Annotated in this window: 4 protein-coding genes; 2 read left to right on the forward strand and 2 right to left on the reverse strand. The window is 44.1% G+C overall.

The genetic code is table 11. From position 1 onward, the window contains the following. Nucleotides 1-878 (forward strand): EAL domain-containing protein (locus CAG68_RS09255; protein WP_161441035.1); only part of this gene is annotated, 878 nt, incomplete at its 5' end. Between the two features lie 71 nt (nucleotides 879-949). Further along, nucleotides 950-2,605 (forward strand): ABC-ATPase domain-containing protein, encoded by a 1,656-nt coding sequence (locus CAG68_RS09260; RefSeq protein WP_054728963.1) that lies wholly within the window; start codon nucleotides 950-952, stop codon nucleotides 2,603-2,605. A gap of 79 nt (nucleotides 2,606-2,684) precedes the next feature. Here the strand turns inward: CAG68_RS09260 and CAG68_RS09265 are convergent, their stop codons facing one another. Further along, on the reverse strand, nucleotides 2,685-3,305 hold the full coding sequence (locus CAG68_RS09265) for a DNA-J related domain-containing protein (protein WP_005376328.1): 621 nt from the start codon (nucleotides 3,303-3,305) through the stop codon (nucleotides 2,685-2,687). Between the two features lie 128 nt (nucleotides 3,306-3,433). Further along, on the reverse strand, nucleotides 3,434-4,226 hold a 793-nt coding region (locus CAG68_RS09270; RefSeq protein WP_161441036.1), incomplete at its 5' end, for an isopenicillin N synthase family oxygenase.

Consider the following 4,226-nt stretch of genomic DNA (forward strand, 5'->3'; position numbering starts at 1 on the left):
CATGTTACGCGATGCTTCTATGTAAAGAATCCGGCGAACCTTTTAGTTATTTTAGAGAAAATCATTCGGCGGATCTCAATAGTCACAATGAACTGGAAAGTTACCTTTTACAAGCAGTGCGTAACGACGATTTAGTGTTGTACTTTCAACCTCAAGTAGACTCCAAAACACGTAAATGGATTGGCGCAGAAGCCTTGCTTCGCTGGAGACATCCAATACTTGGCGACGTTTCCAACGAAGCATTGATACATATGGCCGAACAAAACGGGCTTATCTTTGAAGTTGGCTCTTTTGTTCTGCGTACCGCGATAGACAAAGCGAAACAATGGTCTGAGTTAATCGATAACTTCAAAATTGCCGTCAACGTTTCTCCCATTCAATTACAAAACGTAAATTTTGCAGAACAAGTGCAACACCTACTCGACACTTTCCATTTGCCAGCACACTTTCTCGAACTCGAAGTAACCGAGAGCGCTCTAATTGCCGATGAAATAGTAGCACGCACAACGTTAAATAAGTTGCACAAACTAGGTGTGACATTGTCACTTGATGATTTTGGTACAGGATATGCCTCGTTCAGCTATTTAAAGAAATATCCATTTGATGCCATCAAAATTGATAAAAGCTTCGTCCAGCAAATGGAAAAGTCGGACGATGATCGCGCGATAATTTGTTCTATCATACACATTGCGAAAAAACTGGAACTCCAAGTCGTGATCGAAGGCATTGAATCTCCCCAACAAGAGCAGTTTCTCATTGGTGAGGGCTGTGATATCGGACAAGGTTTTCTTTATGGTAAACCTATGCCTTGTAATGAATTTGAGCAAAGTTTGTTTAATCAGCGCCTTTCTGGCGGGCAATACGCCTACTCTTCCTAAGCATTCTCTTTACTATGAGGGCGGTGGTTTCTATAATCGCCGCCCGCTTCTATTAAAAGGCTAATATCTTCATGGATCAGTTGACTGCCACGCTTAAGAAAATTGAAAAGCAGAACTATCGAGCTTATCAGCAAATCAAAGGTCAATACGACTTCACTGATTTCACTTTGTTTATCGATCATGTACAGGGTGACCCTTATGCATCGGCGTCACGTTTTCGTGCGACTCGCGCATGGTCTTTGACTGGTCTTGAGTGGCTAAGAGACGAGTCTCCTGCATTTCAAAGAGCTGCACGTGATTTTATTGCGCGTAGTTTTGAACAGTTTGCTAAACAAGAAAACTCAGTATCAATTTCACTGACAGGCCAAACTGTACTGGATAGCACCGCGGTGTTGTTTACTGAAGAAGGTATTGAACTGCGTTTTCGAGTTAACTTACCAGCCGAAGGTCGTTCAGTATTGGGGAAAAAAGCCAACAACATACTGACTTTCCACCTGCCTAAGTTTATCCGTCGAGCAACTTTAGAGCGTGAACTCGACAAAGCCGCTTTAATTAAGCACTGCCAAGTTGTTGAAGACCAAGATGCCCTGCGAGAACAGTTGGAGGCCAATAACTTAGTCGCGTTTGTCGCAAACGGCAGTATCCTTCCTCGAATTGCAGGTAATTGCGACCTTCCTATGAAAGAAGCCGTTGAGTTTAAAGCCCCTGAATCTCTACAAGTCACTTTACATGCGCCAAACAAGGGCCATGTCACAGGATTAGGAATTCCAAAAGGTATCACACTGATCGTAGGTGGCGGCTTCCACGGTAAATCTACCTTATTAAATGCAATAGAGCGTGCAATTTACGATCATATTCCAGGAGATGGTCGCGAATACATTGTTGCCGATAACAAGGCTATGAAGATTCGTGCCGAAGATGGCCGATGCGTACACCACTTGAACCTGTCGAACTACATCAACCATTTACCAATGGGTAAAGATACGGCGGACTTTTCTACTCAAGACGCATCAGGCTCAACGTCGCAAGCCGCTTGGCTTCAAGAGTCTATTGAAGCCGGTTCAAGCACATTATTGATTGATGAAGATACTTCTGCTACCAACTTCATGATTAGAGATGAGCGTATGCAGGCATTGGTGGCAAAAGGTGATGAGCCAATTACTCCTCTCGTCGACCGCATTGGTCAATTACGAGATGATCTTGATATCTCTACCATTATCGTTATGGGTGGGTCGGGCGACTACTTAGACGTTGCCGATACCGTCATTCAAATGCACGACTACCAAGCCGTTGATGTGACTGAAAAAGCGAAAGAAGTTATCGCTCAGCACCCTACTCAACGCCATAACGAGTCAGAAGAACGTTTACAGACCTTCCCACCTCGAGCACTGAACCGCGTTGCGTTGATGAATATTCTGACTGACGGCAAGTTCCGTGTGAATGCGAAAGGCAAAGAGTCACTTCGATTTGGTAAAGAGTTTACTGATCTTAGCGCTTTGGAACAGATAGAGTCAGCCGATGAAGTCAACACAATTGGCTGGTTATGGTTCCAAATTGCTCAACTTCCAGGTTGGTGTAATCATCCGGCGAAGGAGATTGAAGAAATGCTGTCTGGTGAGTGGCATGCCGCTCTTCCTAAGCAAGGCGACTTAGCCAAACCACGCACACTAGACGTTATGGCTGCCCTCAACCGCATGCGAAAATCTCAGTTTAAGTCATCATGCTAGTTTTGATACGCTGACAGAGACAGTTCAATCAAAAGGCAGCTATAGTTAGCTGCCTTCCTTTATCTTTATTCTTAGCGAATCATTCGTTTCTCAGTACATTCCACGCTTCACAAAGAACTCTAAATCTTTCTGCATCGCCATTTTCTCGATCAGGATGCCAACGAAGCGCGAGTTTTCGCCATTGTTTTCTAATTTCCGCAGGCGTAGCGTCAGTGTTAAGTTCAAATAGTGACAGTGCCTTTGTCTTATCTACGCTGGCTACTGACGAACCACCGATGAACTTTTGATAAGTTGTCCAAAATTCATTCAACAGTCGACGCACTTCATCTTCATCCGCTTCGTAATTGCGCCAATCTAAGTAATACTCACGCAAAGGATCATGAATATCGATCTTATGCCTCAAAGCTTCCATCGAAGACATGAGCTGAATATCCATGGCTTCGACTTGAAGCCAACTATCCGGATACAGAGTGTCTTGCAGTTGATATAATGCATTCATGATCAGGAAATTTCTTTTGAATAAATCCTTATCGGGAGAGTCGTCCAGCTTTGAAATATAACCTTGTTCACCCAACGAGCTTGCCAAGGTGTGCACTTTCCAATTAGAGGGCTGTTTTCTCAGAATTTCTAACATTGGCCAAAGCAGCGGATTTTCTATTGCATGAGGCTCAATACTATTGACAGTACGTTGTCCTTCCATTCATCCTCTCTGACACGAGTTTAGGGCCCCATTCACGGCACAAAAAACATAGTTTCCACTTTGTAGCATAAATGCAAAAAGGCCGATAGTCATTCACCATCGGCCTTTGTAAGGAGATCACGTAAAGGTTAAATAACCCCTAGCTCACGTAAACGTTCCATAAGGTAGCTATGTGCAGTATAGCGCTCAGATAACACCACTTCCGGCTTTGGATGCAGGAACAACGGTAATGAGATACGTGACTTTTCTTGACGGCCACCCGTAGGGTTGATTACACGGTGAGTCGTTGAAGGGAAATAACCACCTGACGCTTCTTGAAGCATATCACCAATGTTGATGATTAAGTTCCCGAAGTCACATGGTACATCGATCCAATCACCCTCTTTACTCTTTACTTGCAGTCCAGGTTCATTAGCAGCAGGCAAAACCGTTAACAGGTTAATGTCTTCATGCGCAGCAGCACGAATAGCGCCTGGCTCTTCTTCGCCTGTCATCGGTGGGTAGTGAAGCACGCGTAGTAATGTTTTGTCACTGTTATTGATCATTTCTGACAACGCGATAGAGAACTTCTCTTGAACGTCCTTAGGTGCGTACGCTTCAACCCAGCCTAATAGCTCTTGAGCAAATGCATTGGCACGCTCGTAGTACTCTAAGATTTCAGCTTTAAGCTGCTCTGGGATCTGACCCCAAGGGTAAACATGAAAGTACTCTTTGATGTCTTTCACTTTGTGCCCTTTTGCCACTTCAGACACAGAAGGTGGGAAGTAGCCATCTTGGGTGTCTACGTTAAAGTGAAAATCATTCTTTTGTTCTGAACAGAAAAACTCATGCCAGTTTTTGTAAATTGACTCTACAAGCTCTTGTGGAATCGGGTGGTTTTTCAACACACCGAACCCCGTTTCGCGTAAAGAGGTAACGAAC

Source organism: Vibrio sp. V42_P2S4T144, assembly GCF_009904715.1.
In the GTDB taxonomy this organism is placed as follows: domain Bacteria; phylum Pseudomonadota; class Gammaproteobacteria; order Enterobacterales; family Vibrionaceae; genus Vibrio; species Vibrio alginolyticus.